Annotated in this window: 22 protein-coding genes; 5 read left to right on the top strand and 17 right to left on the bottom strand. The window is 61.7% G+C overall.

Features of this window, described 5'->3' with window-relative positions:
• On the top strand, positions 1 to 232 hold a 232-nt coding region (locus FHX14_RS32785), incomplete at its 5' end, for a hypothetical protein (RefSeq protein ID WP_210300955.1).
• Positions 233 to 465: 233 nt separating this feature from the next.
• Positions 466 to 2,406, top strand: coding sequence for a M23 family metallopeptidase (locus FHX14_RS05725; RefSeq protein WP_184376536.1), 1,941 nt, complete (start codon positions 466 to 468; stop codon positions 2,404 to 2,406).
• A 104-nt stretch (positions 2,407 to 2,510) separates the two neighbouring features.
• On the opposite strand, the gene clpB is transcribed toward FHX14_RS05725, so the two are convergent.
• The 6 genes from clpB to FHX14_RS05695 form a co-directional block, all read right to left on the bottom strand.
• Positions 2,511 to 5,111: an ATP-dependent chaperone ClpB gene (gene clpB / locus FHX14_RS05720; RefSeq protein ID WP_179612109.1), complete on the bottom strand. Its 2,601-nt coding sequence runs from the start codon at positions 5,109 to 5,111 to the stop codon at positions 2,511 to 2,513.
• 250 nt (positions 5,112 to 5,361) lie between these two features.
• Positions 5,362 to 6,096, bottom strand: a complete 735-nt coding sequence (locus FHX14_RS05715; protein ID WP_003590034.1) for a DUF4167 domain-containing protein — start codon at positions 6,094 to 6,096, stop codon at positions 5,362 to 5,364.
• A 343-nt stretch (positions 6,097 to 6,439) separates the two neighbouring features.
• Positions 6,440 to 7,300 carry a peptide chain release factor N(5)-glutamine methyltransferase gene (prmC, locus tag FHX14_RS05710; RefSeq protein ID WP_184376535.1) on the bottom strand — a complete coding sequence of 287 codons (861 nt, stop codon included), beginning with the start codon at positions 7,298 to 7,300 and terminating at the stop codon, positions 6,440 to 6,442.
• Positions 7,297 to 8,376, bottom strand: coding sequence for a peptide chain release factor 1 (gene prfA / locus FHX14_RS05705; protein WP_183692785.1), 1,080 nt, complete (start codon positions 8,374 to 8,376; stop codon positions 7,297 to 7,299). Before prfA ends, prmC begins: the two co-directional genes overlap by 4 nt.
• A 29-nt stretch (positions 8,377 to 8,405) precedes the next feature.
• A complete protein-coding gene (gene ptsP, locus FHX14_RS05700; RefSeq protein ID WP_179612106.1) occupies positions 8,406 to 10,673 on the bottom strand; it encodes a phosphoenolpyruvate--protein phosphotransferase in 2,268 nt (755 codons plus the stop codon).
• Between the two features lie 89 nt (positions 10,674 to 10,762).
• Entirely contained in the window at positions 10,763 to 12,037 is a 1,275-nt protein-coding gene (locus FHX14_RS05695; RefSeq protein ID WP_179612105.1) for an aspartate kinase, read from the bottom strand.
• A gap of 297 nt (positions 12,038 to 12,334) precedes the next feature.
• Here FHX14_RS05695 and ubiG point away from each other — a divergent pair, with 297 nt between their 5' ends.
• Complete coding sequence (gene ubiG / locus FHX14_RS05690; RefSeq protein ID WP_184376534.1) at positions 12,335 to 13,081, top strand: bifunctional 2-polyprenyl-6-hydroxyphenol methylase/3-demethylubiquinol 3-O-methyltransferase UbiG; 747 nt, start codon at positions 12,335 to 12,337, stop codon at positions 13,079 to 13,081.
• Positions 13,082 to 13,101: 20 nt separating this feature from the next.
• On the opposite strand, the gene FHX14_RS05685 is transcribed toward ubiG, so the two are convergent.
• Genes FHX14_RS05685 through FHX14_RS05665 form a run of 5 tightly spaced genes read right to left on the bottom strand, consistent with a single transcriptional unit; the run spans position 13,102 to position 16,040 of the window.
• The gene (locus FHX14_RS05685) at positions 13,102 to 13,680 is read right to left on the bottom strand and encodes a DUF3291 domain-containing protein (RefSeq protein ID WP_054182511.1); all 579 of its coding nucleotides are present in this window, start codon (positions 13,678 to 13,680) and stop codon (positions 13,102 to 13,104) included.
• Between the two features lies 1 nt (position 13,681).
• The gene (locus FHX14_RS05680; RefSeq protein ID WP_184376533.1) at positions 13,682 to 14,110 is read right to left on the bottom strand and encodes a DUF1178 family protein; all 429 of its coding nucleotides are present in this window, start codon (positions 14,108 to 14,110) and stop codon (positions 13,682 to 13,684) included.
• Entirely contained in the window at positions 14,107 to 14,964 is an 858-nt protein-coding gene (locus tag FHX14_RS05675) for a carbon-nitrogen hydrolase family protein (protein WP_184376532.1), read from the bottom strand. Before FHX14_RS05675 ends, FHX14_RS05680 begins: the two co-directional genes overlap by 4 nt.
• A 10-nt stretch (positions 14,965 to 14,974) precedes the next feature.
• On the bottom strand, positions 14,975 to 15,232 hold the full coding sequence (gene grxC / locus FHX14_RS05670; RefSeq protein WP_003590021.1) for a glutaredoxin 3: 258 nt from the start codon (positions 15,230 to 15,232) through the stop codon (positions 14,975 to 14,977).
• Between the two features lie 31 nt (positions 15,233 to 15,263).
• The gene (locus tag FHX14_RS05665) at positions 15,264 to 16,040 is read right to left on the bottom strand and encodes a ComF family protein (RefSeq protein WP_184376531.1); all 777 of its coding nucleotides are present in this window, start codon (positions 16,038 to 16,040) and stop codon (positions 15,264 to 15,266) included.
• 77 nt (positions 16,041 to 16,117) lie between these two features.
• Here FHX14_RS05665 and FHX14_RS05660 point away from each other — a divergent pair, with 77 nt between their 5' ends.
• Positions 16,118 to 17,002 carry a methyltransferase domain-containing protein gene (locus FHX14_RS05660; protein WP_184376544.1) on the top strand — a complete coding sequence of 295 codons (885 nt, stop codon included), beginning with the start codon at positions 16,118 to 16,120 and terminating at the stop codon, positions 17,000 to 17,002.
• A 70-nt stretch (positions 17,003 to 17,072) separates the two neighbouring features.
• Here the strand turns inward: FHX14_RS05660 and FHX14_RS05655 are convergent, their stop codons facing one another.
• The 6 genes from FHX14_RS05655 to FHX14_RS05630 all read right to left on the bottom strand — a co-directional run bounded on the left by FHX14_RS05655 (position 17,073) and on the right by FHX14_RS05630 (position 21,413).
• The gene (locus tag FHX14_RS05655) at positions 17,073 to 17,240 is read right to left on the bottom strand and encodes a Flp family type IVb pilin (RefSeq protein ID WP_003590018.1); all 168 of its coding nucleotides are present in this window, start codon (positions 17,238 to 17,240) and stop codon (positions 17,073 to 17,075) included.
• Positions 17,241 to 17,310: 70 nt separating this feature from the next.
• Complete coding sequence (locus FHX14_RS05650) at positions 17,311 to 17,628, bottom strand: hypothetical protein (protein WP_003582564.1); 318 nt, start codon at positions 17,626 to 17,628, stop codon at positions 17,311 to 17,313.
• Between the two features lie 230 nt (positions 17,629 to 17,858).
• Entirely contained in the window at positions 17,859 to 18,287 is a 429-nt protein-coding gene (gene mutT / locus FHX14_RS05645; RefSeq protein ID WP_003590017.1) for an 8-oxo-dGTP diphosphatase MutT, read from the bottom strand.
• On the bottom strand, positions 18,284 to 19,090 hold the full coding sequence (locus FHX14_RS05640) for a GNAT family N-acetyltransferase (protein ID WP_184376530.1): 807 nt from the start codon (positions 19,088 to 19,090) through the stop codon (positions 18,284 to 18,286). Before FHX14_RS05640 ends, mutT begins: the two co-directional genes overlap by 4 nt.
• Positions 19,071 to 20,312 carry a bifunctional glutamate N-acetyltransferase/amino-acid acetyltransferase ArgJ gene (gene argJ, locus FHX14_RS05635; RefSeq protein WP_184376543.1) on the bottom strand — a complete coding sequence of 414 codons (1,242 nt, stop codon included), beginning with the start codon at positions 20,310 to 20,312 and terminating at the stop codon, positions 19,071 to 19,073. Before argJ ends, FHX14_RS05640 begins: the two co-directional genes overlap by 20 nt.
• Positions 20,313 to 20,531: 219 nt before the next feature.
• On the bottom strand, positions 20,532 to 21,413 hold the full coding sequence (locus FHX14_RS05630) for a peptidylprolyl isomerase (RefSeq protein WP_003590012.1): 882 nt from the start codon (positions 21,411 to 21,413) through the stop codon (positions 20,532 to 20,534).
• Positions 21,414 to 21,658: 245 nt separating this feature from the next.
• Here FHX14_RS05630 and secA point away from each other — a divergent pair, with 245 nt between their 5' ends.
• Positions 21,659 to 24,376: a preprotein translocase subunit SecA gene (gene secA, locus FHX14_RS05625; protein WP_184376529.1), complete on the top strand. Its 2,718-nt coding sequence runs from the start codon at positions 21,659 to 21,661 to the stop codon at positions 24,374 to 24,376.
• The last annotated feature ends 166 nt before the right edge of the window (positions 24,377 to 24,542 follow it).

The following is a 24,542-nucleotide window of genomic DNA, read 5'->3' as shown; positions in this document are numbered from 1 at the left end:
ATCCGCCAATCCGCTTGAGTTTCTTAAGAACGAAAGACTTCGTCGCCAGCAGCGCCGCCGCCCTCGTTCAGTGAGTGGGCTTATAGAACTAACCCTCCCAAACAGTCAACAGGCCATTTCGAAAAAACTGATTTTTCTTTCATCTCATTGTTTTAAAATGATAATTTTCCAACAGCTGGGAAATGCGGTCGTTTCCCGGGTTCAGACCGGCCTGACATGGCCCGAAAAATGAACCTCTTTCGAGTTTTCCGGGGAAGAATGCTCTTTCGTCTCCTCGGCGCCCCGACATCATCACAATCTGCTGGTCTTAAGAGACACATGATTCACACAGGCAAATGCAGGCAGACTGCCTTTCCCTGAGCGATTTGACTTCCATGCCCAAAATATGCACATCTTTCGCCCCAGCCAGGATGGCCGAGAAATGCTTCCAGAGACGTCGAATGTAAGGACGCGGACCCGACTGCCATGATGACGGAGAAAATGATGATCCGCTCGTTGGGCAACGAGCCTCCGCTTCTGGCCGACGGCAGGCGCGCGCCCGACCGCCGCGAAGTGTCTCTCCGCTGGCTCTCGGGTACGTTCCTCACCGGCATTACATCCTCGGTCCTGATGGGCGTCGCGCTTTTTGCCGCCCTTGACGGCCGCCAGCAACTGGCAATCCCCGCCGAAGCCTATGCAAGTGCTGCGGCAGACGCGCACGAAGATACGACAGTGGTGCGCGGCGGAAGGCTGATCGCGCCTGCCATCGCCGCAAAACCGTCCGACCGGGCCATCATGGAAGTTTCCACAGTCGTCCACGACGGTGAAAAGGAAGTCGTGCGCCGCCAGCCCTTCGCGCATGTGAAGATGACGCTGGCCGCCAACCATGTGGCGACCGAGGACTATCCAGACTTCGATCCCCTGGCGATCTTTTCCGCCGACGAGCCGCAGCCCGCCCCGCAAAGCCGCACCGGCGCGATTTACGGCTCCGATGTCGAATCCGAAGTCAGCCTGAAGACCGTTTCCTTCCCGACCGGCAAGACCAGCATGAAGATGGCCTCCGGCCTGTCGCTCGAGGAGGTTGAAGAGAATGTGCGCTCCAACGGCTCGGTGCTGACGGACGGCAACACCCAGCTCGCAGCCCTCTATTACGTCGATCCGCGCCGTTTCTCCAACGAGGACGCCGATGTCGATCTGACCGCCGGCCTCTCCGCGCGCGTGCTCGAACAGAACATGACCGTCTCCGCATCGGAATCGATCACGCCGCAGACCGAGGAGTTCGCCGACGACATCCTGCCGGTCCGCGCCGACACGCCGATCGCCAAGGCGCTGACGGATTCAGGCTATCCGCAGCAATATGCCGATGGCATTGCCGGTTTCATCTCGCAGCAACTGGGTTCCACCGATCTCGACAAGGGCGACGTGCTGCGCATCGGCATCATTCAGAAAGGCGAACAGGCAAAGATCATCCGGGCCAGCGTCTATCGCGGCACCCGCCATCTCGTCACCGTCGCCGTCGACGACAAGGGCAGATACGTGCCCGGCAGCGAGCCGCCGATGCTGGATGCCATCGCCACCGCCTTCGATGACAATTCCTTCGCGCCGCCGCCCGGCCAGAACCTGCCGCGCGTCTATGACGGCATCTATCGCGCTGCCCTTTCCTACGGCATGACCAAGGACATGACGGCGCTGATCATCAAGCTGCTCGCCAGCAATGTCGATTTCCAGGCGCAGTTGAGGCCGACCGACAGTCTCGAAGCCTTCTTCTCCGTCGCCGACAGCGCCGGCCAGGCGACCGAGGATTCCGAGCTGCTCTACGTCAACGCCCGTTTCGGCGATACGCAGACGCGCTTCTACCGCTTCCAGGATCCGGAGGACGGCACGGTCGATTATTTCGACGAGAACGGTAAAAGCATCCGCCAGTTCCTGCTGCGCAACCCGGTCCCGAACGGCATCTTCAAGTCGGGCTTCGGCATGCGCCGTCACCCGATCCTCGGTTTCGCCCGCATGCACACCGGCGTCGATTGGGCGGCCCCCCGCGGCACCGCAATCATCGCTGCCGGCAACGGCACTGTGGAAAAAGCCGGCTGGGATTCCGGCGGTTACGGCAACCAGACGATTATCCGTCACGCCAACGGCTATGAATCCTCCTACAATCACCAGAGCGCCATCGCCAAAGGCGTTACCCCCGGGGCCAAGATCCGCCAGGGCCAGGTGATCGGCTGGGTCGGCACGACGGGCGAGTCCACCGGGCCGCACCTGCATTACGAGCTGATCGTCAACGGCACCAAGGTCGATCCCCTGCGCATCCGCCTGCCGGGCGGCAAATCGCTGCAAGGCGAGGCGCTGGCTAAATTCGAGGACGAGCGCAAGCGCATCGATACGCTGCTGAACAACCAGGCGTCCGACCAGGTGGCGAGCAAGTAGTCGGCGCCGTAGCCGGCAAGCTGATGAACCGTTGAGGCGTTCACACCCGCCAGACAAAAATGGCGGCCGAGGCCGCCATTTCTCATTCATCCGGCAAAGTCGGCCTATGCCGCTTCGCTCACCGTCTGGCGTGTCCTGAACTGCAGCCGGTCGGAACCGCTCGTCACCTTGACCGTCGATCCATCCGGCACCTGGCCGGACAGGATCTGCTCGGCGAGCGGATCCTGCACGAATTTCTGGATCACCCGCTTCAGCGGCCTTGCGCCATAGACCGGATCGTAACCCTTGTTCGCCAGCCAATGGCGGGCTTCCTCGTCGAGATCGATGACGATCTTGCGCTCGGAGAGCAGCGCCACCAGCCGCTTCAGCTGGATATCGACGATCGCGCCCATTTCCTCGCGCTTCAGGCGATGGAAGAGGATGATCTCGTCGATGCGGTTCAGAAATTCCGGCCGGAAATGGCCGCGCACGACCTCCATCACCTGCTCGCGAACAGTATCGCTGTCGTCACCGTCGGCAAGCTGCGTCAGATATTCGGCGCCGAGGTTCGAGGTCATGATGATCATCGTGTTGCGGAAATCCACCGTCCGGCCCTGGCCATCCGTCAGGCGTCCGTCGTCCAGCACCTGCAGCAGGATGTTGAAGACATCGGGGTGGGCCTTTTCGATCTCGTCGAACAGCACGACCTGATAAGGCCTGCGGCGCACGGCTTCCGTCAGCGCTCCACCTTCGTCGTAACCGACATAACCGGGAGGCGCACCGATCAGCCGGGCCACGGAGTGTTTCTCCATATATTCCGACATGTCCATGCGCACCATCGCCGTTTCATCGTCGAAGAGGAAGCGGGCGAGCGCCTTGGTAAGCTCCGTCTTGCCGACGCCGGTCGGGCCGAGGAAAATGAACGAGCCGATCGGCCGGTTCGGATCCTGCAGGCCGGCGCGCGCGCGCCTCACCGCCCGCGACACGGCCTGAACCGCATCGCCCTGACCGATCACCGATTTCGCCAGCTCGTCTTCCATCCGAAGCAGCTTGTCGCGTTCGCCTTCCAGCATCCTGTCGACCGGAATACCGGTCCAGCGGGAAACGACATGAGCGATGTTGTCGGGGATCACAACCTCCTGCACCATCGCGCCGCGTTCGCCATCCTGCTTTTCGGCGTCGACCAGCTGCTTTTCCAGATCCGGAATGACGCCATAGGTCAGCTCGCCGGCGCGCTGGAATTCACCCTTGCGCTGGGCGATCGCCAGTTCGTTGCGGGCATCGTCGAGCTGCTTCTTGAGATCGGCGGCAAGGCCGAGCTTCTGCTTTTCCGCCTGCCAGCGGGCCGTCAGCGCATCGGCCTCCTCTTCGAGGCCGGTCAATTCGGTGTCCAGCCGCTTCAGCCGGTCGGCCGAGGCGACGTCGGTTTCCTTCTTCAGCGCCTCGCGCTCGATCTTCAGCTGGATGATGCGGCGATCGAGTTCGTCGAGTTCCTCCGGTTTGGAATCCACCTGCATGCGCAGCCGCGCCGCCGCCTCATCCATCAGGTCGATCGCCTTGTCGGGCAGGAAACGGTCGGTGATATAGCGGTTGGAAAGCGTCGCCGCCGCCACCAGCGCCGCATCGGCGATGCGCACCTTGTGATGCTGCTCGTATTTTTCCTTGAGGCCGCGCAGGATCGAGATCGTGTCTTCGACCGTCGGCTCGTCGACAACGACCGGCTGGAAGCGGCGGGCAAGCGCCGGATCCTTCTCGACATGTTTGCGATATTCGTCGAGCGTGGTCGCGCCGACGCAATGCAGCTCACCGCGGGCAAGGGCGGGCTTCAGGAGGTTGGAGGCGTCCATCGCCCCATCGGCCTTGCCGGCGCCGACCAGCGTGTGCATCTCATCGATGAACAGGATGATCTCGCCGTTTTCGGCCTGGACCTCATTGAGCACGGCCTTCAGCCGCTCCTCGAATTCGCCGCGGTATTTCGCACCGGCAATCAGCGCGCCCATGTCGAGCGCCATCAGCTTCTTGTCCTTGAGCGATTCCGGCACGTCACCGTTGACGATGCGCAGCGCCAGCCCCTCGACGATCGCCGTCTTGCCCACACCAGGCTCGCCGATCAGCACCGGATTGTTCTTGGTGCGGCGCGAAAGCACCTGGATGGTACGGCGGATTTCGTCGTCGCGGCCGATCACCGGGTCGAGCTTGCCCTCGCGAGCTTCGGCGGTGAGATCGCGTGCGAACTTCTTCAGCGAATCGAAACCCTGCTCGGCATTGGAAGAATCCGCAGTCCGGCCCTTGCGGATGTCGTTGATGACCTGGTTCAACCCCTGGGCCGTCACGCCTGAATTCTTCAGCGTCGAAAAAGTCGAGGCCGAGGATTCGATTGCCAGCGCCTGCAGCAGACGCTCGACGGTGACGAAGCTGTCGCCGGCCTTCTTTGCCGCCTCTTCGGCGGTCGAAAGCACTTTGGCGAGTGGCTGGGCCAGATAGATGTTGCCGTTGCCGCCGGAAATTTTCGGCAGTTTGGCCAGCGCCGCGTCATTGGCAAGGCGCGCAGCCTTGGCATCGCCGCCGGCGCGCTCGATCAGCGACGCCGCCATCCCCTGATCGTCGTCAAGCAGGACTTTCAGCACGTGCTCGGGCGTAAATTGCTGATGACCCTGCGCCAGCGCATAAGTCTGCGCCGACTGGATGAAGCCGCGCACCCGCTCGGAATATTTCTCGATATTCATATTCTACCTCCATGGATCGCCCTGCCCTGATGAGGCGCAGACCGATGATTGAGATCGACCCCCTGAAAAGGCAGGCCGCGCTTGGCCCATCTCTGATTTGGGCGAAGCAGTCGAGGAGAATATGGTAGCCTATTCTGCGAGTTTAAAGAGCCGACAAATCGAAAATCCCCGGCGCGGGGCCGGGGATTTTCGTTGCAATTCTAACAGATGGCGTGAACCTCACGCTTCCCCCGAAGGAGAAGCGAAATCCTCATTCCGATGCGGCGTCAGCCAGTACCGGCGCCTCGCCGGAGGCACCCTCGCCCTCGGCGGCGGCTTCGCCCTCAGCACCGCGGCGCGGACGACGGGGACGGCTGCCGGTGCTGCGGCGGCGGGGCTGACGCGCCTGGCCGGCGGAGCCTTCCTCATCCATGGCGACCTCGGCCGGAATGCCTTCGATCTCCGGCTGTGGGCCGGTTCCGTCGATCACCTCGGGCTGGGGTGCCGGTGCAGCTGCCGGAGCAGGCGCCGGTTGCGGCTGTGCCTGCGGCCGGTGCTGCTGCCTGTTCTGCGGCGGCTGGACGATAACGACATCGTCGCCGTCATTGTCGTTGTTATCCATATCGTCGCCGTCGCGATCCGAACCGTCGCGGTCTGCACCATCGCGATCATACTCGCCGCGATCGTCGCGCTGGAAGCGTTCCTGCATCTGCGCCTGGGCGCTGGCGATGATACGATTGTAATGCTCGGCGTGCTGGAGATAGTTCTCGGCAATCACGCGGTCGCCGGAGCTTTGAGCATCGCGGGCAAGCTGCGCGTATTTTTCGGCGATATGCTGGGCAGTCCCGCGAATCTTCACATCGGGGCCGGAGCTGTCATAGGTCCGGGTCAGCGGATTGCCGCCCTTGCGGTTGAAATTGTTGTTATTGTTATTTCCACCGCCGCCGTTGTTATTATTGTTGTTACCACGCCCTCGACCGCGCTTGTTCTGCTGTCCTGGCCTCATAGATCGTTCACCTGAATTCTCTGTTTGTGATAGATACATGGCACCAACCGCCATGACCGGAAAACCGGGTCAGGACCTTTGTGCCGCGAGCATACTGCGCCTTTGCGCCGACCTGCCGCTTGGTTCTCAAGTCAGTTTGACTGATTCACGCGTTGGGTCGTGTTCAACCGTTGAAACTCTCGTTTAAAAGAGCGGACCCCCGAGGCAAACCAAGTACCGAACGAATCTCGTTCATTCCTATCTGCCCAACACGTGACCGCAACCTATATTGCTTCCCTGGGAAATCCAAGCCTTTTCTTCGCAATAACAATAATGTCCCGTCCAATGCAGCGATTATCGCCTGTCACGCGAGCGCGAACACGAGCACCCTATCGTTCTGACCATAATCTTTTACGGATTTGAGGCACTTGAAGCCTTTCGCTTCAAAGATCGCCGTCACATCGTTGCGCTGATCGTAACCGATTTCCAGCCCGACGACCCCATCGGGCCTCATGAACCTTGCCGCATCCTTGGCGATGGCGTGGTAGGCGTCAAGCCCATCCGGGCCGCCATCCAGTGCTGCGACCGGATCAAATTTCGTCACTTCGGGAGCGAGATCGTGAATGACATTGGAAGCAATATAGGGCGGATTTGAGACAATCGCGTGAAACGAACCCTGGATGCTCTCGAACCATTTCGACTGCACCGCCTGAAAACGATCCTGCAACCCGTTTCTTTCTGCATTCGATCTTGCCGTGTGAAGTACATCCGCCGATATGTCGCTTCCGACACCCGACGCATCAGGACATTCGCTCAAAAGCGCAAGGCATATAGCCCCGGTCCCGGTTCCCATGTCAAGGATATGGAGATGGCCCTGCTCCTTTGCAAGGTCCTTGAGATAGGCAAGCACTGTATCGACCAGGATTTCGGTATCCGGCCGCGGTTCAAGCGTTTCCACTGAGAGCCGAAGCGGCAGGCCATAGAACTCCCGCTCGCCGAGAATACGATGCACGGGCTCATGGCCGAGCCGGCGCTCCACCGCCTTGAAAATCAACTCCGCCTGCTCGAGAGAAAGCCTCTCGGACGATCGCGTCAAAAGCTCGGTCGGCGATAGTTTCAGAAGGCCCGCGACAAGCAGTCGCGCATCGGTCACCGGGTCGGCGACACCTGCTTCGATGAAGCGGCGGCGCGCTTCGGCGAGCGTATCGGCGACCGTCGAACTCATTGCTGCTCGCCGAGCTGCGCCAGCTGGCTTGCCTGATAATCGGCCATGAGCGCATCGACGACTTCCTCGATCTCGCCTTCCATCATCCGGTCGAGCTTATAGAGCGTCAGATTGATGCGGTGATCGGTTATGCGCCCCTGCGGGAAATTATAGGTGCGAATGCGTTCGGAGCGGTCGCCGGAACCGACCTGGCTCTTTCGGTCGGCCGAGCGCTCGCTGTCGGCCCGCTGCCGCTCGGCATCGTAGAGCCTGGAGCGCAGCACCTGCATCGCCTTGGCGCGGTTCTGGTGCTGCGATTTTTCCGAGCTGGTCACGACGATGCCGCTCGGCAGATGGGTGATGCGCACCGCCGAGTCCGTCGTATTGACGTGCTGGCCGCCCGCGCCCGAAGAGCGCATCGTGTCGATGCGGATATCTTCCGGCCGGATCTCGATGTCGATTTCCTCGGCCTCCGGCAGCACTGCAACCGTTGCGGCCGACGTATGGATGCGCCCGCCCGCCTCGGTCTCCGGCACACGCTGCACGCGATGCACGCCGGATTCGAATTTCAGCTTGGCAAAGACCCCTCTGCCGGTGATCGTCGCAATGATTTCCTTATAGCCGCCGGCTTCGCCTTCGCTTGCCGAGAGAACCTCCACCTTCCAGCCTTTCTCGGCCGAAAACCGCTCATACATCCGAAAGAGATCGCCGGCAAAAAGGGCCGCTTCCGATCCGCCCGTGCCGGCGCGGATTTCGAGGATGGCGCTCTTTTCATCCGCTGCGTCCTTCGGCAGAAGCAGGATCTGCATCTCCTGCTCGAGCGCCTCGATCTGCTCTTTCACCTCGGGCAGCTCCAGCTCGGCAAGGTCGCGCATTTCGCGATCGACCGACTTGTCCTCGATGAGCGTTTCGAGATCGGCAAGCTCGGCATTCGCCTTCTCATAGGCGCGGATCTTCGTCACGACCGGCTGCAGCTCGGAATATTCGGATGCGAGCTTCACATAGACGTCGGCGGCCGGGCCGGCCGACATGCGCGCTTCGATCTCACCGAAACGGCGTTCCAGCTCGCGCATCTTTTCAACGGGAAGCTTCGCCACCCTTCACTCCGATTCTTCTTAACGTCTGGCTAAAGGGGAATATTGTGGCTCTCGGCGAAGCGGGCAAGCACCTCGCGCATCGGCGTCATGGCGTGGACATCGTCCAGCACCTCGTTCATCGCCATTGCCAGCGCCCCGACATCGAGCCCGAGCAGCATCGCCTTCACCGGTCCGATCGAGGCCGGCGACATAGAGATCGAACGGAAACCGATACCGAGCAGCGCCATCGCCGAGATCGGCTTGCTGGCGAGTTCACCGCAGAGCGTTACCGGCGTCTTGTTCCGGTCCGCGCCGCGCACGATATCGCGCAGAATGCGCAAAAACGGTTTGCCGAGCGGGTCGAACCGGTCCGAGACCCGCGCATTGCCGCGATCGACCGCCATCGAAAACTGGAAGAGGTCGTTCGAACCGACCGAGACGAAATCCACCGCCTCCATCAGCTCATCGAGCTGCCAAAGCAGTGCTGGCACCTCCAGCATCGCGCCGAACTGCAGCTTGCGCGGCAGACCATGGCCGAAGCGTGAGAGATGCTGCACTTCCTTCTGCAAGAGCTCGCGCACCACCTTCAGCTCGGAAACCTCAGTCACCATCGGCACCATCAGCTTCAGCTCGGTATCGGCCGATGCCTTCAACAGGGCGCGCAGCTGGGTGCGCAACAGTCCAGGCCGGTCGAGCGACAGTCGGATGGCGCGCCAGCCGAGTGCGGGATTTTCTTCCTCATGGCCGCGGAAATAGGGCACGACCTTGTCGCCGCCGATATCGAGCGTGCGGAAGGTGACGGGGCGGCCCGCCGCCTGTTTTATCACATTGCGGTAGAACTGCTCCTGCTCGTCCGCCTTCGGCATGGTGGAGGCGATCATGAACTGCAGTTCGGTGCGGAAGAGGCCAATACCCTCGGCACCCGATTCCGAAAGCTGCGGCAGGTCGACCAACAGCCCGGCATTCATCATCAGCGCGATCCGCTGCCCATCCTTTGTCACCGGCTCGACGGCGCGCAGTGCTCGGAACTGTTCCTGCCGTCTGGCGCGGAAGCGAACCTTTTCCTCGTAGGAACGCCGGTGATCGGCCATCGGCCGCAGATGCACATGTCCTTCGTCGGCGTCGATGATCACGGCATCGCCGTTCTCGGCAAGCGCCACCACACCCGCTGCCTGACCGATGACCGGAATACCCATGGCGCGCGCGACGATCACCACATGGCTCGTCACCGCGCCTTCTTCCAGCACCAGCCCGCGCACATTGGCGCGGGGATAATCGAGCAGCTCGGCCGCCCCCATGGCGCGCGCCAGGATGACCGCATCGTTGGGGAAGCCCTCGGCGGTCGTCCGCCCGGTATAACCCGTCAATTGCCTGAGCAGCCGGTTCGCCAGATCCTCGAAATCATGCATGCGTTCGCGCAGATAGGGATCGGTCAACCGCATCATCCGCGCCTTGGTGTCGCTCTGCACCTTCTCGACCGCCGCTTCCGCCGTCAGGCCGTTGCGGATCGCCTCCTCGAGCTTGCGCACCCAGCCCTGGTCATGCGCGAACATGCGATAGGTCTCGAGCACCTCGCGGTGCTCGCCTTCCATTGACACGTCGCGGCGCGACAACATGTCGTCGATCGAGATCCTGAGCGAGCCCATGGCTTCGGCCAGCCGCCGGATTTCCTTCTCCGCATCTTCGTTGAGCAGATTGGTGACGACGATGCGCGGCTCGTGCAGCACAACGTAACCGAGGCCGATGCCGTCATTATAGGTGTCGCCGTCGACGGTCACCGAACGCGTCAAGTCGAGTTCAAGGCCAGGCTTGGTGATCTTCTTGAGCTCGCCGGTGGCGATCATCTCGGCCAACACCATCGCCGTCGTCTCGAGCGCTTCCAGCTCCTCCTCGCGATAGTTGCGGCTTGCCTTGTTCTGCACGACGAGAACGCCGAGCGAGCGCCCGGTCCTCAGGATCGGCACGCCGAGGAAGGAATGGTAGATCTCTTCGCCGGTTTCCGGCAGGTAGCGGAAAGCAGGATGCGACTGTGCGTCGGAAAGGTTCAGCGGCTGGGCCGAGGCCGCGATCGTGCCGACCAGGCCCTGCCCCATCTTCAATTGCGCCAGGTGCACGGCTTCGCGGTTGAGGCCTTCGGTCGCATAGAGTTCGAGCACGCCATCGGCGCGCAGCACGTAAACCGAGCAGACCTCGGCCACCATGTTGCCGGCGATCTGACGGACGATCCGGTCAAGACGATCCTGCGGCTCCAGCGGCTCCGCCATCAACTCGCGCAGCCGCCTGAGCAGCACGCGCGGACCGCCGGAAAGGTCTCTCATGGCGTCTCAAGCTCCCGAAACAAAGCACTCAGTCCCGGCGGGCGGGCCCTCGTCTCCTCAACCTGAAGGGGCAGGCCGCCCACTGGGAATCAATTCTTATCCAGACCGTAGCAGGAATGCAAAGTCCTGACAGCGAGTTCCGCATAAGGACCGTCGATCAGGATGGAAATCTTGATCTCGGAGGTGGTGATCGCCTTGATGTTGATGCCTTTTTCGGCAAGTGCACGAAATGCGGTAGCCGCAACGCCGGCGTGGCTGCGCATGCCGATGCCGATGACCGAGACTTTCACCAGCCCCGATTCGTTCTGCACGACATCGTAGCCGATCTTCTCCTTATGGTCGCTAAGCACCTTGATCGCCTTCTCGACGTCGCCCGACGGCACCGTGAAGGTCATGTCGGTCTTCGACCCGTCCTCGGAGATATTCTGGACGATCATGTCGACATTGATATGGGATTCGGCGAGCGGCCCGAAGATTGCCGCGGAGACGCCCGGCCGGTCGGCAAGACGGCGAAGCGAGATCTGAGCCTCATCCTTGGCATAGGCGATGCCGGTGACTACTTCCTGTTCCACGATTTCATCCTCGTCACAAATCAGCGTTCCGGGCGGGTTTAGAAGATCGCCCATGCCCGGAGCATCGGGATCTTCGAATGACGAGCGCACGAAGGTGCGCACCTTGTGCACCATGGCAAGCTCGACCGAGCGCACCTGCAGCACCTTGGCACCGAGAGAGGCCATTTCGAGCATTTCCTCGAAGGCGATCTTCTTCAGCCTGCGCGCCCTCGGCACGATGCGCGGGTCGGTCGTGTAGACGCCGTCGACATCGGTATAGATATCGCAGCGATCCGCCTTGACAGCGGCGGCAATGGCGACGGCCGACGTGTCCGATCCGCCACGGCCAAGCGTTGCGAGGCGGTTGTCGGGTCCCAGTCCCTGGAAGCCGGCGATGACGGCAACCTGCCCCTCGCCCATCCGCTTGACGATGTCGGAGCCGTCGATCTCCATGATCCGCGCCGCTCCATGCGCATTGTCGGTGCGGATCGGGATCTGCCATCCCTGCCAGGACCGCGCATTGATATCCATCGCCTGCAAAGCGATCGCCAGCAGCCCGGAGGTTACCTGCTCGCCGGAGGCGACCACCGCATCATATTCCCGCGCATCGTAAAACGGCGAATTGGCGCCGATCACCTTCGGCATGCCTTGCACCCAGCCGACCAGCTCATTGGTCTTGCCGGACATGGCCGACACCACCACCGCCACCTCGTGGCCGGCGTCGACTTCGCGTTTGACATGGCGGGCGACGTTCTTGATGCGGTCCAGGTCAGCGACGGACGTGCCGCCGAATTTCATTACGATGCGTGCCATATGCCTCTACCACGACTGGCGCCGGGAAAGCGGAAAACCGGACCCGGCATCACGAAAGCTCTGGGGCGGACCGCTTGGCCAAAGAGCCGGCTCCCGACTTCTGGAACCGCTCTGAAAGCCCGGGTCCCCAAGGCCCCAAGTTGCGGCGTCTCTTAGCGAGTTTGGCGGGGGGAGGCAAGCGCGCGCGATAAATGCGGTTGGCGAGCGGCTCCACGCTCACCGGTCCTCTGCTCCGCGCCCCTTGACTTATGCCCCCGATCGTCCGACTTCACGTGTCACGAACGCAAGGAGTGGACGATGACGGAAGGCGCCAGAAGCACGATCGACCAGGGCGAAGTGGACCGCTTCTCGGCGATGGCGGCGGAATGGTGGAGCCCCACCGGCAAGTTCCGGCCGCTGCACAAATTCAATCCCGTCCGCCTCGCCTATATAAGAGACAAGGCCTGCGAGAATTTCAGCCGTGATCCGAGGAGCGCGCGTCCGCTGGAAGGTCTACGGGTGCTCGATATCGGCTGCGGCGGCGGCCTGTTGTCCGAGCCTGTCGCTCGCATGGGCGCCACCGTCACCGGCGCCGATCCTTCCGAAAAGAATATCGGCATCGCCTCGACCCATGCCAAAGCCTCCGGCGTTTCGGTCGACTACCGCGCCGTCACCGCCGAGGAACTGGCGGACGCCGGCGAAACCTTCGACATCGTCCTGAACATGGAAGTGGTCGAACACGTCGCCGATGTCGAGTTCTTCATGACGACCTGCGCAAAAATGGTCCGCCCCGGCGGCCTGATCTTCGTTGCCACGATCAACCGCACGATGAAAGCAGCAGCCCTTGCTATCTTCGCCGCCGAGAACATTCTGCGCTGGCTGCCGCGCGGCACCCACCAATATGAGAAACTGGTGCGCCCGGAAGAGCTGGAAAAGCCCTTGACGGCAAGCGGCCTCGAGATCACCGACCGCACCGGCGTCTTCTTCAATCCGCTGTCGAACCAATGGAACCTGTCCAAGGATATGGACGTGAATTATATGCTGCTGGCCAAGCGGTCTGCATAGCTCGACCGATAATAAGCCGGCTACACTTTCAGGGTTTGAACGTGTGCAAGCAGATCCCTTTGGGTTTCTGCGTTGCGAACGGCAAGTTCCTTCACCCGGTCGCGATCGATTGCCGTCTCCGCTCCGTCAGGCCCGTAAGGCTGCTTGAAGGTGAAAGCGCTGGGGCTTGGCCCGTGATCGGCGAGATATTCGAGGCGTTCGACACCCTCCTGCCAATCCGGCCTGTGATGGCCGGGCACCCACCACAGAACCAGCGGCGGCCATGTCTGTTTGACATTCCAGTTGCGCGCATGTTTCAGCGCCTCTGCATGCATGCCGTTATAGGTAAAGGCCATCAGGCTCTCGATGTCGGCCCAGAGCGAAAGGGAGGACGGCGCAGACGTAAAGCCGCTGCCTTCGATATAACGGGGAAAGACCTGAACGCCCCAGCTTCTTGCTCCCGGATAACCGGCATAGCCCGAGCGTCCGATGAAGCCGCAGGCACGGGCCGCGGCTTCGAAATTCAACGGCTCGCGGAGAACGAAGCCCTCGACCGTTTTACTTTCGGCAGGCGCGACGTGCAGGCCGAAATTGTAGAAGGCCAGACGCGCGGAGGGCATTTCAGTTCACATCCTCGGGCAGAGCCGGAATGGCGGCGATCTCGATGCCCTCTTCGAGCAGCGCCTGCGCCTCATCGACCGTCGCCTGGCCGATGATGCCGCGGGCATCCGCCTCGCCATAATGGATCTTGCGGGCTTCCTCGGGAAATTGCGTGCCGACATCCTCGGAATTGGCCTTGACTGCCGCGACCGCCTCTTTGAGCTTCTGCAGCGCCTCCTGACGCATGGCGTCCATCGCCAGCGTCTGCCTCTCGTCCTTCTTACGCGCCGTCGACACCGAAGGTGCCATCAGCAGCTTGGAGACGGCGGCGGAATGGCAGACCGGGCAGGTCAGGAAACCGGTCGCAATCTGACGATCGAAATCGGCGCTTTCGGAAAACCAGCCCTCGAATTCATGGGCATTGTCGCAAGTGAGGGAATAGCGGATCAAGCGGCGACGCCTCCTGCGACTGCCCCCGCAATCTTCTCGACCGAGAATTCCCGGCCGTTCCTGAGGTTCGGGATCTTGTCATGCGCAGCCTTGACTGCGGCGGGATCGATCTCGGCGACAATAACAGCCTCGCCGGTGGCGCCGGCCGAGGCCAGCACCGTGCCCCAGGGATCGATGATCATCGAATGGCCGAAGGTCTCGCGCCCGTCCTCGTGCCGGCCGGCCTGCGCGGCGGCGATGACGAAGACACCGTTCTCGATCGCGCGTGCCCTGAGCAGGATCTCCCAATGCGCCTCGCCGGTCTGCTTGGTGAAGGCGGCCGGAACCGTCATCACTTCGGCACCGGCAACCGCCTGGGCGCGGAAGAGCGCCGGAAAACGCACGTCGTAGCAGATCGCAAAGCCCATTTCGGCAAAGGGCAGCGACAGGACGCGCGCCTCCGAGCCGGCCGTATAGGCCGCACTTTCACGCCAGCTCTCGCCATTGTCGAGGTCGACGTCGAACATGTGGATCTTGTCGTAGCGATTGAGGATCTGGCCGTCGGGGCCGAACAGGAAACCGCGATTGGCGATCTTACCGTCCGCGAGCGCAATTGCCGTCGAGCCGACATGCATGTGGATGCCGAGTTCCCGGGCGAGCTCGGAGCCGGTCTTGACGATGATGTCATGCGTCTCGTCTGCCAGCACCGCACGCGCCGCCGCGCGGTCGCGCTGCAGCATGCCGGTCATCTCAGGCGTCTGCACATAGGTCGCGCCCTGGGCGGCTGCCTCGCGCACCAGCCGGGCCATGGCGGCGGCGTTCTTCACCGGATCGACCCCGGAGCACATCTGGACGGCGGCAGCCTTGAAGCTCATCGGTTCGTCCTCAAGCCGCCAGCATCGGATCGAGCTTGCCGGCCCGATCGAGCGCAAAGAGATCGTCGCAGCCGCCGACATGATCGGCGCCGATGAAGATCTGCGGAAAGGTGGTGCGGCCATTCGACTTGCCGATCATTTCCTGACGAAGGTCCGGTGAATATGTCGCATCGTGCTCGACGTAATCGACGCCCTTTTCTTCGAGAAGGGACTTGGCGCGGGTGCAATAGCCGCAGAACTGCCGCGTATAGATGGTGACGGGTACCATAATCTCTCCAGACCGATGCCGGGTATTTCTGTCATATAGGCTCGGAGAGAGCCCTTGCAAAGGTCAAAACCGTGATCTCGGCGGCGCCCGCCTTGCGCAGCGTCCGGCTTGCCGCGGCAACCGTCGCTCCAGTCGTGTAGACGTCGTCGATAAGGACGATGCGCTTGCCGAAAATGTCGTTTTCGCAACCCTTGGCAATCGCGAAAGCGCCCCTGACATTGTCCTCGCGCGCTTTCGCGCCGAGGCCGACCTGCTGGCTGGTGCGCTTGACGCGAATAAGCGTGGCGGCCAGCAGCGGCTTGCCTGACAGCCTTGCCATATGGCGGGCAAGTTCGGCTGCCTGGTTGAATTTGCGCGCCAGCATCCGGGTGCGGTGCAGCGGCACCGGGATCAGCGCATCGCAGCTTTCGACCGTCCCGTCGGAAGCGCGCAGCATCCAGGCGGCCATCATCGGCGCCAGATCGGTGCGATCGCGATATTTCAGCCCATGAACGAGATCACGCACCGCATGGTCATGGGTTGCAGCCGAGCGCAGCCGGTCGAAAGGCGGTGGGTTGGCGATCGCCTCGGCGCTGAGGATGCCGGCGCCGAGATCGTGCGAGAAGGGAATGCCGAGCACTTCGCAATAGGGCCGTTCGATGAAACGGATGCCGGACCAGCATTTCGCGCAGACGCCGCGATGGCCGCCGGTGGAAATGCCGCAGACTGAACAGGCTGGCGGATAAAGGAAATCGGCAAGCGCCGAAAACGGCCGCAAGAGCTGCGCCCGCAAGAACTCCGCCGGTCTTTCGAAATCAATCGGTCCCATGCCGTCGAGACTAGCCTGTTCTCCTCCAAAGGAAAATCGCCTTGCTGCTGCTGCGGAGCGGGACTAAGGACATCGTCATGGAAACGATCTTCGATAAAACCCTGATCGCCGCGCATCGTCATCGGGCGCTTGCCAACAACGATCCGAAAGCCGCCTTCCTGCTCGACATCGCCGCTGAGGAAATGGCCGAGAGGCTTGCTGTGGTCGAGCGGACCTTCGAGACCGCCGTCGAACTGCATGGCGCAACGGGGGCCGCCGCGCGTGCCGCTCTGGCGACCGGCAAGATCGGCACAATGATCCGTGTCGAAAGCGAGAAGACCTATGCGGCCCAAGGCGAAACCTTGATCGAGGCGCCGCTCGAAGACGTGCCGCTCGAGCCGCAATCGGCCAAACTCATCCTTGCGCCGCTCAGCCTGCACCTGACCAACGACACGCCTGGTGTTTTCATCCAGATCCGCCGCGCCCTGAAGCCGGACGGGCTGTTTCTGGCTGCGATCCCCGGCGCCGGCACGCTGCAGGAACTGCGCGACGTGCTGCTGGCCGCCGAGGTCGAGATGACGGGCGGCGCAAGCCCGCGCGTTATTCCCTTCGCCGATGTGCGCGATATCGGCAGCCTCATGCAGCGCGCCGGCTTTACGCTGCCGGTGATCGACGCGGAAAACTACACGGTACGCTATGATTCGCTCTTTCCGCTGATGCGGGATCTCCGAGCCATGGGCATGAGCAATCCGCTTGCAGCCCGCAGCCGCATGCCGCTGACGCGCGCCTTCTTCCTGCGCGCGGCGGAGATCTATGCCGAGCGCTATTCAGATCCCGACGGGCGCATTCGCGCGACCTTTTCGATCATCTATGTCTCCGGCTGGGCTCCCCACGAGAGCCAGCAGAAGCCGCTTCAGCCGGGTTCGGCCAAGGCACGCCTTGCCGATGCGCTGAACGTGGACGAGCACAAGCTCAGGCAATAGAGCATGATGCCGAAAACTGTGAGCGGTTTTCGGACAACATCATGCTGCAACAGTTGAGCCAACTGCTGCTTCAGTTGACGGTCATATTGTTGTTGATCACGTTGAAGACGTTCTGCAGGGCGCCGGTGAAGAAGCCGAGACCGGAGACGAGCGCGGTGCAAATGATGGCGGCGATCAAGCCGTATTCGACCGCCGTCGCACCTGCGTCGTCCGCAAGAAATGCTTTAAAAATACGCATTACCCCAACCCTTAGCGCAAACTGACAGCAAACGAGCATTCCACGGCCATCAGACGATGGCCGGCAATTTTCAGCAACCGGCGCCGACGCCGTAGCCCTGGACCACGCAGACCGAGCCGGGCGTATCCTGGAGGACGCTGCGGCGGATCGTATAACGCTTGCCGCTTTCGCTCTTCGGGATCGATCCCGTCGTCATCGTATCGAATTCCGCCGGCGCGCTGGCAAAAACGCTCTTCTTCGAGGAATCCGCAAGCATCGGCGTCAGGATAAGCGTCAGGGCGACCACCGCCGTGCCGAACAGAAGGGCGATATTGAGCGCACCCGTCCTGCGCGAGGCAGACGAAACCCGTTCCTTTTCCCGGACAGCTTTCCAGAAATCATCGTCCATGACGTCAAGCCTTTTAATACACGCACGCCAGATGCTTGATTGAGGCCGATCTTTGGCAGAAGGTGTTAAACGATCCATTAATATCCACAGCCGAAAACGGCGTGGCGTGATAATAATCAGGTAACGCTAATGCATGTCGCCTGGAAGCGGGCCGCGGTTCTAGGATAACGACATGCCATGCAATTAAAATTTGAAGCGCGTCGGACGAATCAAGTTCAACGAGACGCGGTTTAAAGTAAATCCTGCAGCATCGGGATCAGCGGCTCGTCGGCCGGTGGCATCGGGTAATCGCGCAGGGCCTGCGGACGCACCCATTTCAGCGCCTGGCCCTCACGGCCCTGCGGAATGCCCTCATAGCGCCGGCAGATATAAAGCGGCATCAAAAGGTGGAAGGTCTCGTAGGAATGGCTGGCGAAAGTCAGCGGTGCGAGGCAGGCGATCTTGGTCTTGATGCCGAGCTCTTCCTCGAGCTCGCGCACCAGTGTTTCCTCCGGCGTTTCGCCGGGTTCGACCTTGCCGCCGGGAAATTCCCAGAGCCCCGCCAGCGACTTTCCCTCGGGACGCTGTGCCAAGAGGATACGCCCATCGGCATCGATCAGCGCGCAGGCGGCGACCAGCAATATCTTCCGGCCATTGCACTGTATGAGAGGCTCGCTCATCGCGGCTCCTGCTGCCAATAGCAATAATGATAGGCGTCGCGAAAACCCAACCGTTCATAGAGTGCGATGGCCGGACGGTTGGACAATTTTACCTGCAGCCAGGCCGAACGGGCGCTGCGCATGCGCGCCCAGCGCAGCGCCGAGGTCAGGATCTCAATGCCGAGCCCCTCGCGTCGACGCGTCTCGGAGACCGAAAGCGACATGATACCGGCAAGGTCGTTGTCCTGGACGCAGAGCACGGTCGCCAGCGGCCCGTCCACCGCATTCTCGATCATGAACAGGCCCGACGGCGGCTTGATTGCCGAAATGATTTCGGCAAGTGCCGGCTTCAGGCTCAGCGGCGCCCGGTCGACGGCAAGATTGGCGTCGACGAAACGGCCGACGTCATGGGTCGGCAGGTGATCGAGCGTATCCGGCAGCTCCGCCTCGGCAAGATCGCAGGTCATCACGACCGTCTCGTCGAATTGCTTCCAGTTCTGCGCACGGAGAAGATCGATCAGCACCGGCGAGGCAAGCGGCGTCTGGCGGACCACGGCGGCGCGGCCATAGGCCTCGAATTTCCGGCTTGCCTTTTCCAGGCGGATTTCGACGTCGCGATAATCCGAGGGGTCGAGCGGCACGATCGAATTCAGCCGGTTGGACGGGTGGCCGGCCGTCAGCCGCACCTGCCAGCTGCCGTCATATTGCACGGACGCCGCCGGCCAGGCGCGGAAGCCGACGGCCTCCAGCCTGCGCACCAGCGGCAGATTCTGTGAAAAAATGGATGCCTGCACCAATGAACGATCAGCTCCGATAGTCGCCATTGATCGCAACATATTCCTTAGTGAGATCGCAGGTCCAGACGGTTGCCGTGCCGGTGCCGAGGCCGATATCGACTTTGACGGGGATATCCTGCGCTTTCATGACATTCGTGGCCGCTGCCTCGGAATAATCCGGGTCACGCTCGCCATTGACGGCGACCCTGATGTCGCCGAACCAGATGGCGAGCCGGTCGCGGTCGGCCATCTCGCCGGATTTGCCGACAGCCATGACGATACGGCCCCAATTGGCGTCTTCGCCAGCCGCCGCCGTCTTGACCAACGGCGAATTGGCGATCGACAGCCCGATACGCTTGGCGGCGGCATCGCTCTCGGCGCCCGTCACGGTGATTTCGAGCATCTTGGTGGCGCCCTCGCCGTCGCGCACCACCTGCAGCGACAGGTCCTTCAGCACTTCGTTGAGCGCGGCGCGGAAGCCGGCAAGACGGGGATCGTCGGCGCGTTCGATACGGGCCTGGCCGTCCTCGGCCGCAGCCCCCGTCGCAAACAGCATCAGCGTATCGGATGTGGAGGTGTCGCTGTCGACGGTCATGGAATTGAAGGTCGGGCCGACGCCATCGGACAGAAGCACCTGCAGCGCGGCGGGCGCAATATCGGCATCGGTGACGACGAAGGAGAGCATCGTCGCCATGTCGGGCGCGATCATGCCGGCGCCCTTGGCAATGCCGTTGATCGTCACTTCAACGCCGCCGATCTCGGCGCTGCGGGTCGAAACCTTTGGATAGGTGTCGGTCGTCATGATCGCCTTGGCGGCCTCGAACCAGAAATCGCCGGTGGCTTCGGTCTGCATCCGGTTGAGGACGCCGGCGAATTTGGTGGCGTCGAGCGGCTCGCCGATGACGCCGGTCGAGGCGAGGTACACCTCGTTTTCGCCGCAGCCGACGGCTGATGCTGCCGACTTCGCCGTCAGCTCGGTCGCCTGGCGGCCCTTCAGGCCGGTGAAGGCATTGGCATTGCCTGAGTTGACGACGACCGCACGTGCGCTGCCATGCGGCAGGTTGGCGCGGCAGAAATCGACGGGCGCCGACGGGCATTTCGAGCGGGTGAAGACGCCCGCAACGGCGGCCGGCTTGTCGAACACCATCATCAGCACATCGGTGCGGTTCTTGTACTTGATGCCGGCGGACGCCGTAGCCATTCGCACACCGCGCAGCGGCGGCATCGAGACGAAGAATTTCGGGGCGAGCGGAGAGACGGAACCGGACATGATGAAACCTGCCAATGGGCATTTCCAGGCGAAATCGGCAGCGGTTTGCCGTCCGGAAATGCGACAACAACAACGATATTACAGCGCCGCGCGTCTTTTCAGACGCGCAAAGGACGCTGTAACACTTTAAAATTGCTGCATAATTTTCCCCTTTAATCGATTCCGATTTAAGGAATTATGCAGCAAAGGGCCCGGAAAACCCGGGCCCTGATGCGATTATTACGGCTTCGGCGCTGGCGCGACGGGCTCACTGCCCGGCTCCGGCTGCTTGTTGGCCTGGTCGTAACCCTTGCGCAGCGTCTCGTCGCTGATTTCGATCTTGGCCGAGGCCTTCGCCTTGTTCAGAAGCTCAAGATACTTGTCGCGCATGACGAGCTGACGAACCTGGTCCTGCACCTGCTCGAAGGGCGGCGGCGGGGCGTCGCGCTTATCCTCGACCTTGATGACGTGATAGCCGAAATCGGTTTTAACAGGCGTCTTGGAATAGGTGCCCTTTTCAAGCGCGAAGGCTGCGTCCTCGAATTCCTTGACCATGCGGCCGCGCGAGAAATAGCCGAGGTCGCCGCCTTCCGACTTGTTCGGATCGGTGGACTTTTCCTTGGCGAGTTCGGCGAAATCTTTGCCGGCATCGAGCTGCTTGATGATGTCCTTGGCTTCGTCCTCGGTCTTGACGAGGATATGACGGGCGTGGACTTCCTCCTGCTTCGGCAGGGCGGCGACTTCCTTGTCGTACCGGGCCTTGACTTCTTCGGGCGTCACGATGTCGACGACATGCTTCTTGAAGTAGGCGTTGTGCAGCTCGCGGTCGGTGAGATACTGCATGCGCTTCTTGAATTCGTCGGTCTGATCGAGCTTCTCGGCCGCAGCGTCGGCGGCGAGCAGCTTCACGTCGATGGCGGCGGAAAGGGCTGCGACCTTCTTCTGGTCGTCGGGCAGCTGTGCCAGCTGCGGGTCGAGATTGGCGACGGCAAGGTCGAGTTCCGACTGGTGAATCTCCAGATTGCCGACCTTGGCGATGACCGCGTCATCGGCATAGGCCGGGGCCTGGAGCGCAACAAAAGTTGCGAACGCCAGAACGGCAAGTTTGTTGGTGCTCAACATGAAATACCCTTCACAGTTACATCGCCGGTTTCAGCATCGCCTGAATCGGCCCAAAATAGCCATCAACACCGGATTGTGGCCTTTCTGTATCCGCCAAATCCGTTGACATCATTCGACCCCCCTCTTATCTGTCACGCAACCTCGCGTCCAGAACAGTTTCCGGGCGTTTTAAGGCGCGCGCCTGATTTTCGGCTGGGCCGCGAACAACAAACGTCGGGGATGAATATTGAGAAAGGACCAGTCATATGGTCAGCTTTGGCGGTATAGCCCGCAAGTTATTTGGGTCCTCCAATGACCGCCGCGTGCGGTCTTTCCAGCCGAACGTCGCTGCCATCAACTCTATCGAAGAGAAGACCAAGGCCCTGACGGACGAGCAGCTCGCGGCAAAGACCGTGGAGTTTCGTGCCCTGCTTGCCGAAGGCAAGACGCTCGACGACATTCTGATTCCGGCCTTTGCCGTCGTGCGCGAAGCCTCGCGCCGCGTTCTCGGCCTGCGGCCTTTTGACGTACAGCTGGTCGGCGGCATGATCCTGCATTCGAATGCGATCGCCGAGATGAAGACCGGCGAAGGCAAGACCCTGGTCGCCACCCTGCCGGTCTATCTGAACGCGCTGTCCGGCAAGGGCGTGCACGTCGTCACCGTCAACGATTACCTTGCCCAGCGCGATGCCGCGACCATGGGCCGCGTCTACAGCTTCCTCGGCATGACCACCGGCGTCATCGTCCACGGCCTGTCCGACGAGGAACGCCACGCGGCCTATGCCTGCGACATCACCTACGCCACCAACAACGAACTCGGCTTCGATTATCTGCGCGATAACATGAAGTACGAGAAGAACCAGATGGTCCAGCGCGGCCACAACTTCGCGATCGTCGACGAAGTGGACTCGATCCTCGTCGACGAGGCGCGCACGCCGCTGATCATCTCCGGTCCGCTCGACGACCGCTCCGAACTCTACAATACGATCGACGCCTTCATTCCGTTGCTCGTCCCCAGCGATTACGAGATCGACGAGAAGCAACGCTCGGCCAACTTCTCCGAAGAGGGCACCGAGAAGCTGGAAAACCTGCTCCGCCAGGCCGGCCTCTTGAAGGGCAACGCGCTCTACGACATCGAGAACGTCGCGATCGTCCACCACGTCAACAACGCGCTCAAGGCCCACAAGCTCTTCCAGCGCGACAAGGACTACATCGTCCGCAACGACGAAGTCGTCATCATCGACGAGTTCACCGGCCGCATGATGCCGGGCCGCCGTTATTCCGAAGGTCAGCACCAGGCACTCGAAGCCAAGGAAAGGGTGCAGATCCAGCCGGAAAACCAGACGCTGGCCTCGATCACCTTCCAGAATTATTTCCGCATGTACGCCAAGCTCGCCGGCATGACCGGCACGGCGCAGACCGAAGCGGAAGAATTCGCCAACATCTACAATCTCGATGTCATCGAGGTCCCGACCAACCTGCCGATCAAACGTATCGACGAGGACGACGAGGTTTACCGGACCTTCGACGAGAAGTTCAAGGCGATCATCGAGGAAATCCTCGACGCCCATAAGCGCGGCCAGCCGGTGCTGGTCGGCACCACCTCGATCGAAAAATCGGAACTGCTCGCCGAGCGCCTGCGCAAGCAGGGCTTCGACGACTTCCAGGTGCTGAACGCCCGCTACCACGAGCAGGAAGCCTATATCGTCGCACAGGCAGGCGTGCCCGGCGCCATCACGATCGCGACCAATATGGCCGGCCGCGGTACCGACATCCAGCTCGGCGGCAACCTCGACATGCGCATCGAGCGCGAACTCGGTGAAGTCGAAGCCGGTCCTGAGCGGGAAGCCCGGATCCAGGCGATCGTCGAGGAGATCAAGGAACTCAAGCAGAAGGCGCTTGCCGCCGGCGGTCTTTACGTCATCGCCACCGAACGCCATGAAAGCCGCCGCATCGACAACCAGTTGCGCGGCCGCTCCGGCCGTCAGGGCGACCCCGGCCGCTCCAAATTCTACCTCTCGCTTCAGGACGACCTGATGCGCATCTTCGGCTCCGACCGCATGGACAGCATGCTGACCAAGCTCGGCCTCAAGGAGGGCGAGGCGATCGTCCATCCTTGGATCAACAAGGCCCTGGAACGCGCGCAGAAGAAGGTCGAAGCCCGCAACTTCGATATCCGCAAGAACCTCTTGAAGTATGACGACGTTCTCAACGATCAGCGCAAGGTGATCTTCGAGCAGCGCCTCGAACTGATGGAATCGACCAATATTTCCGAAACCGTTTCCGACATGCGCCGTGAGGTGATCGAGGATCTGGTCGACAAGCATATCCCCGAGCGCGCCTACGCCGAGCAATGGGATGCCGCCGGCCTGAAGACCGGTGCTCTGAACATCCTCAATCTCGACCTGCCGATCGAGGACTGGGTGAAGGAAGAAGGCATCGGCGAAGACGATATCCGCGAGCGCCTGGCGCAAGCCACCAACGCCGCCTTCACCGAAAAGGCCGAGCGCTTCGGCGACGACATCATGCATTATGTCGAACGTTCGATCGTCATGCAGACGCTCGATCATCTCTGGCGCGAGCACATCGTCAATCTCGACCATCTGCGCTCCGTCATCGGCTTCCGCGGCTATGCCCAGCGCGATCCGCTGCAGGAATACAAGTCGGAAGCCTTCGAGCTGTTCACCAGCCTCCTCAACAATCTACGCGAGGCCGTGACCGCCCAGCTGATGCGCGTCGAGCTGGTGCAGCAGGCCCCCGCCGAACCCGAACCGCCGCTGATGCAGGCCCATCACCTCGATCCGACCACCGGTGAGGACGATTTCGCGCCGGCGATCTACCAGGCATCGGAAGTCATCGTTTCACCGGAGAACCGCAATCCGGACGACCCGGCTACCTGGGGCAAGGTCGGCCGCAACGAGACCTGCCCCTGCGGTTCCGGCAAGAAATACAAGCATTGCCACGGCGCCTTCGAACAGGTCTGAGGCAAGCCGCAAAGATCCTGAAAATGCCGCCTTCGGGCGGCATTTTCTTTTCCGCGGCGGCGCCGGAAAACCGCAATTTCAGCGTCGGCCGACAGGCCCGATCCGGAACCGTTTCTTAACCCTGTTCTGTCAAAACTTCGGGACGATTTGCCTGACTTTCAGAGTT

The organism is Rhizobium sp. BK619, assembly GCF_014195245.1.
GTDB lineage: Bacteria > Pseudomonadota > Alphaproteobacteria > Rhizobiales > Rhizobiaceae > Rhizobium > Rhizobium acidisoli.
This window is presented reverse-complemented; position numbering and strand designations above follow the sequence as displayed.

Excerpts from the sequence above, each read along its gene's own strand:
- FHX14_RS05675 (WP_184376532.1), bottom strand. The coding sequence starts at position 14,964 with ATGAGCTTCAAGGCTGCCGCCGTCCAGATGTGCTCCGGGGTCGATCCG.
- FHX14_RS05655 (WP_003590018.1), bottom strand. The coding sequence starts at position 17,240 with ATGCGTATTTTTAAAGCATTTCTTGCGGACGACGCAGGTGCGACGGCG.
- secA (WP_184376529.1), top strand. The coding sequence starts at position 21,659 with ATGGTCAGCTTTGGCGGTATAGCCCGCAAGTTATTTGGGTCCTCCAAT.
- FHX14_RS05665 (WP_184376531.1), bottom strand. The coding sequence starts at position 16,040 with ATGGGACCGATTGATTTCGAAAGACCGGCGGAGTTCTTGCGGGCGCAG.
- ubiG (WP_184376534.1), top strand. The coding sequence starts at position 12,335 with ATGACGGAAGGCGCCAGAAGCACGATCGACCAGGGCGAAGTGGACCGC.
- clpB (WP_179612109.1), bottom strand. The coding sequence starts at position 5,111 with ATGAATATCGAGAAATATTCCGAGCGGGTGCGCGGCTTCATCCAGTCG.
- ptsP (WP_179612106.1), bottom strand. The coding sequence starts at position 10,673 with ATGAGAGACCTTTCCGGCGGTCCGCGCGTGCTGCTCAGGCGGCTGCGC.
- FHX14_RS05695 (WP_179612105.1), bottom strand. The coding sequence starts at position 12,037 with ATGGCACGCATCGTAATGAAATTCGGCGGCACGTCCGTCGCTGACCTG.
- prmC (WP_184376535.1), bottom strand. The coding sequence starts at position 7,300 with ATGAGTTCGACGGTCGCCGATACGCTCGCCGAAGCGCGCCGCCGCTTC.
- argJ (WP_184376543.1), bottom strand. The coding sequence starts at position 20,312 with ATGTCCGGTTCCGTCTCTCCGCTCGCCCCGAAATTCTTCGTCTCGATG.
- FHX14_RS05715 (WP_003590034.1), bottom strand. The coding sequence starts at position 6,096 with ATGAGGCCAGGACAGCAGAACAAGCGCGGTCGAGGGCGTGGTAACAAC.
- grxC (WP_003590021.1), bottom strand. The coding sequence starts at position 15,232 with ATGGTACCCGTCACCATCTATACGCGGCAGTTCTGCGGCTATTGCACC.
- FHX14_RS05630 (WP_003590012.1), bottom strand. The coding sequence starts at position 21,413 with ATGTTGAGCACCAACAAACTTGCCGTTCTGGCGTTCGCAACTTTTGTT.
- FHX14_RS05660 (WP_184376544.1), top strand. The coding sequence starts at position 16,118 with ATGGAAACGATCTTCGATAAAACCCTGATCGCCGCGCATCGTCATCGG.
- FHX14_RS05650 (WP_003582564.1), bottom strand. The coding sequence starts at position 17,628 with ATGGACGATGATTTCTGGAAAGCTGTCCGGGAAAAGGAACGGGTTTCG.
- FHX14_RS05725 (WP_184376536.1), top strand. The coding sequence starts at position 466 with ATGATGACGGAGAAAATGATGATCCGCTCGTTGGGCAACGAGCCTCCG.
- mutT (WP_003590017.1), bottom strand. The coding sequence starts at position 18,287 with ATGAGCGAGCCTCTCATACAGTGCAATGGCCGGAAGATATTGCTGGTC.
- FHX14_RS05640 (WP_184376530.1), bottom strand. The coding sequence starts at position 19,090 with ATGGCGACTATCGGAGCTGATCGTTCATTGGTGCAGGCATCCATTTTT.
- FHX14_RS05685 (WP_054182511.1), bottom strand. The coding sequence starts at position 13,680 with ATGCCCTCCGCGCGTCTGGCCTTCTACAATTTCGGCCTGCACGTCGCG.